We start from the raw sequence: 3,623 nt of genomic DNA, 5'->3' as shown, positions 1-3,623 counted from the left end.
GGAGACCCCCACCCCCCCCCCCCCCCCACCCCCCCCCCCCCCTCCCCCCGCCCCCCCCCCCCCCCCCCCCCCCCCCCCCCCCCCCCGCCGCCGATGACCACCAGTCGTTCCATGAGGAACACGCTACGTGGGAGCGGCCGTTCAGTCCTGCCCGGGCGCCGGGTCCGGCTCCGTCGCACGGTCCGGCCCCGTCGCGGGGACCTGCCGGGGCGCCGGGACCGCGGCGGTGCGCCCGGCCAGCCGCGGCCGGACCAGCCACCGCCACACCGCGTACAGCGCCGCGAACACCACGGCGAACGGCGCCACCGCGCCCAGCACCAGCCCGATCCACCGCAGAGTCGTCACCAGCGCGTTCCAGCCGCCTTCCAGCGCGTCCAGGAAGCCGGCGTCGTCCTCGTCCTCCGGCTCCCTCGGCTTCTCCGCCTCGGACAGCTCCAGCGTGATCGTCGCCATCGTCGTACGGTCCTTGAGCGACGCCTGCTGGGCCAGGAGGGACTCCAGCTCGGCCTGACGCCTGCTCAGCTCGCCCTCCAGCGTGACCACATCGCTCAGCTGCGTCGCCTGGTCCATCAGCGCCCGCACCCGCGCCACACTCGCCCGCTGTGTCGCGATCCTGCTCTCCACGTCGACCACCTGCGCGGTGACGTCCTTGGCGTCCGCCTTACGGGACAGCAGCTTCCCGCTGCCCGCCAGGTCCGCGAGAATCCCCGTGTACCGGTCCTGCGGCACGCGCAGCACCACCCGGGACGTCACATGCGTGTCGTCGACCCGCTCGGTGGACTCGTCGGCGACGTGCCCGCCGGCACTCTCGACCGTCCTGCGGACCGAGTCGAGCGCCTTCGTCGCGTCCTTCACCTCCACACGCAGCTCGGCGGTCCTGATGATGTGGGTCTCCGGAACCTTCGGCTGCTGCTGCTTGCCTCCGGACGGCTGGGCACCCGCGTAACCGGAGTCCGGGGCAGGGCCCTTCGCCGCCGCGTCCCCGCCTGCCTTGCTGTCAAGGGCGGCGGTGTCCGTGTCGTCGGAGCCGCATCCGGCGAGAGCGAGTGAGGCGGCCAGGAGCACTGCCGCGAGCCTGTGCCGTGCACGCATATCGGGTCCCCCAAGGGATGGTGGTGGCTGGTGCCGGTTCGACGCGCGAGGCAGGTACGCGGGTTGCCGTATTCCGGTTCCGAAGCGGTCACGGTCAGGACTCGTTACGGGACGCCGACGGGCGTTTGAGAGAGTGGAGGCATGCTGTCCATCTCAGAGCGCCCGGCCGCCGGCACCGGCCATGTCGTCGTCATCGGCGGTGGTATCGCGGGCCTCGCGGCCGCGCACCGGCTGCTGACCACCGGGGTACGCGTGACCCTGCTGGAGTCGACCATCCGGCTCGGCGGCAAGCTCCAGGCCGGCGAGATCGCCGGCGGCCCCGTCGACCTGGGCGCCGAGTCGATGCTCGCCCGCCGCCCGGAGGCGGTCGCCCTCGCGCGGGCCGTCGGCCTCGGAGACCGGCTGCAGCCCCCGGCCACCGCCACCGCCTCCGTCTGGACACGCGACGCCCTGCGCCCCATGCCCAAGGGCCATGTGATGGGGGTGCCCGGCAGCCCGGACGCCCTGTCCGGACTGCTCTCCGCGGAGGGTCTCGACCGGATCGGTCACGAGCGCGACCTGCCCCCGGCCGAGCTCGGCGACGACGTGGCCATCGGCGCGTACGTCGCGGAGCGCCTCGGCCGCGAGGTCGTCGACCGGCTCGTCGAGCCGCTGCTCGGCGGCGTGTACGCGGGTGACGCCTACCGCATCTCCATGCGTGCCGCCGTCCCCGCCCTCTTCGAGGCGGCCAGGGCCGCGCACGGCTCCCTGCTGGACGCGGTGCGCGAGGTGCAGCGGCGGGCCGCGGAGCAGCAGCAGGCCGGACCCGTCTTCATGGGCATCGAAGGCGGCGTCGGCACCCTCCCGCTCGCGGTCGCCGACGCGGTCCGCGCCGCCGGCGGGGAGATCCACACCGAGGCCCCGGTACTGGGCCTGACCCGTACCACCGAGGGGTGGCGCGTCCGCACCGACCAGCGTCACTTCGACGCGGACGGTGTGATCCTCGCGGCCCCCGCCTGGTCCGCCTCCGCGCTGCTCGCCGACGAGTCCCCGGCCGCCGCCGCCGAGCTCGCCGCCGTCGAGTACGCGTCGATGGCGCTGATCACCTTCGCGTTCCGCCGGGCCGACCTGGCCGGGCAGCTGCCCGCCGGCTCCGGCTTCCTCGTGCCGCCCGTCGACGGCCGCACGATCAAGGCGTCCACCTTCTCGGCCCAGAAGTGGGACTGGGTGGCCCGCAGCGCCCCGGACCTCTTCCTGCTCCGCACCAGCGTCGGCCGCTTCGGCGAGGAGGACCAGCTGGACCGCGAGGACGCCGATCTCGTCGCCGTGTCCCTGAAGGACCTCGGCGAGGCGACCGGCCTCACCGCGCGCCCCGTCGCGACAGAGGTCACCCGCTGGATCGGCGGACTGCCGCAGTACCCCGTCGGCCATCTCGCCCGCGTCGGGCGGGTCCGGGACGCCGTGGCGAAGCTGCCCGGGCTGCGGGTCTGCGGGGCGGCGTACGACGGCGTGGGCATCCCCGCGTGCATCGGCAGCGGACAGCGCGCGGCGGACGAGATCATCGCCACGGCCCCCCTGGTGCAGGGCACTGTCCGTGACGGGCGAGAATAGTTGTATGAGTGCGCCCGAAAAGATCCCGAACGCCGGTAAGAAGGCGAAGGACCTCAACGAGGTCATCCGCTACACCCTGTGGTCAGTCTTCAAGCTGCGCGACGTGCTGCCGCAGGACCGTGCCGGCTACGCCGACGAGGTCCAGGAGCTGTTCGACCAGCTCGCGGCCAAGGACGTCACCGTTCGCGGTACGTACGACGTGTCCGGCCTGCGCGCGGACGCCGACCTCATGATCTGGTGGCACGCGGAGACCGCGGACCAGCTTCAGGAGGCGTACAACCTGTTCCGCCGCACCCGCCTCGGGCGCGCGCTGGAGCCGGTCTGGTCGAACATGGCGCTGCACCGCCCCGCCGAGTTCAACAAGGCGCACATCCCGGCGTTCCTCGCCGACGAGACGCCGCGGAACTACGTCTCCGTGTACCCCTTCGTGCGCTCGTACGACTGGTACCTGCTCCCCGACGAGGACCGCCGCCGGATGCTCGCCGACCACGGCAAGATGGCCCGGGGCTACCCCGACGTGCGCGCGAACACGGTCGCCTCGTTCTCGCTCGGCGACTACGAGTGGATCCTCGCCTTCGAGGCCGACGAGCTGTACCGCATCGTCGACCTCATGCGCCACCTGCGCGCCTCCGAGGCCCGGATGCACGTCCGCGAAGAGGTCCCGTTCTACACAGGGCGCAGGAAGAGCGTCGCCGATCTGGTGGCCGGGCTCGCCTGACCTGCTTCTCGCATGACCTGCTTCTCGCATGACCTGGAGACGGGCCGCTGACGCGGCCCGTCTCCCCTTGACCCGGAAGATCAGACAGCCGGCGGCAGCTTGCGCTCGACCGCCCGCTGGTCCAGCGACACCGGGTCCGGCTGCGGGTGCGGGGGGGGAGGGGGGGGGCGGAACGGAGGGCCGTAGGTCAGGAGGCGCGGCTGCGCGTGGTGGGTGACAGCGG

General features: G+C 73.3%; 3 protein-coding genes. 2 read left to right on the top strand and 1 reads right to left on the bottom strand.

All coding sequences use genetic code 11. From position 1 onward, the window contains the following. Positions 1–141: 141 nt before the first annotated feature. Positions 142–1,092: a DUF4349 domain-containing protein gene (locus AC0699_RS30070; RefSeq protein WP_478666528.1), complete on the bottom strand. Its 951-nt coding sequence runs from the start codon at positions 1,090–1,092 to the stop codon at positions 142–144. Between the two features lie 141 nt (positions 1,093–1,233). On the opposite strand from AC0699_RS30070, the gene hemG reads away from it, so the two are divergent. Together hemG and hemQ are read left to right on the top strand one after the other, a co-directional pair. Next, positions 1,234–2,682, top strand: a complete 1,449-nt coding sequence (gene hemG, locus AC0699_RS30065; protein ID WP_478666526.1) for a protoporphyrinogen oxidase — start codon at positions 1,234–1,236, stop codon at positions 2,680–2,682. Positions 2,683–2,686: 4 nt separating this feature from the next. Next, positions 2,687–3,400 carry a hydrogen peroxide-dependent heme synthase gene (gene hemQ, locus AC0699_RS30060; protein ID WP_453668689.1) on the top strand — a complete coding sequence of 238 codons (714 nt, stop codon included), beginning with the start codon at positions 2,687–2,689 and terminating at the stop codon, positions 3,398–3,400. Positions 3,401–3,623 lie beyond the last annotated feature (223 nt).

Source organism: Streptomyces sp. NPDC043870, assembly GCF_056435785.1.
This window is presented reverse-complemented; position numbering and strand designations above follow the sequence as displayed.

Coding starts and splice junctions, on each gene's coding strand:
- AC0699_RS30070 (WP_478666528.1), bottom strand. CDS start 1,092: ATGCGTGCACGGCACAGGCTCGCGGCAGTGCTCCTGGCCGCCTCACTC.
- hemG (WP_478666526.1), top strand. CDS start 1,234: ATGCTGTCCATCTCAGAGCGCCCGGCCGCCGGCACCGGCCATGTCGTC.
- hemQ (WP_453668689.1), top strand. CDS start 2,687: ATGAGTGCGCCCGAAAAGATCCCGAACGCCGGTAAGAAGGCGAAGGAC.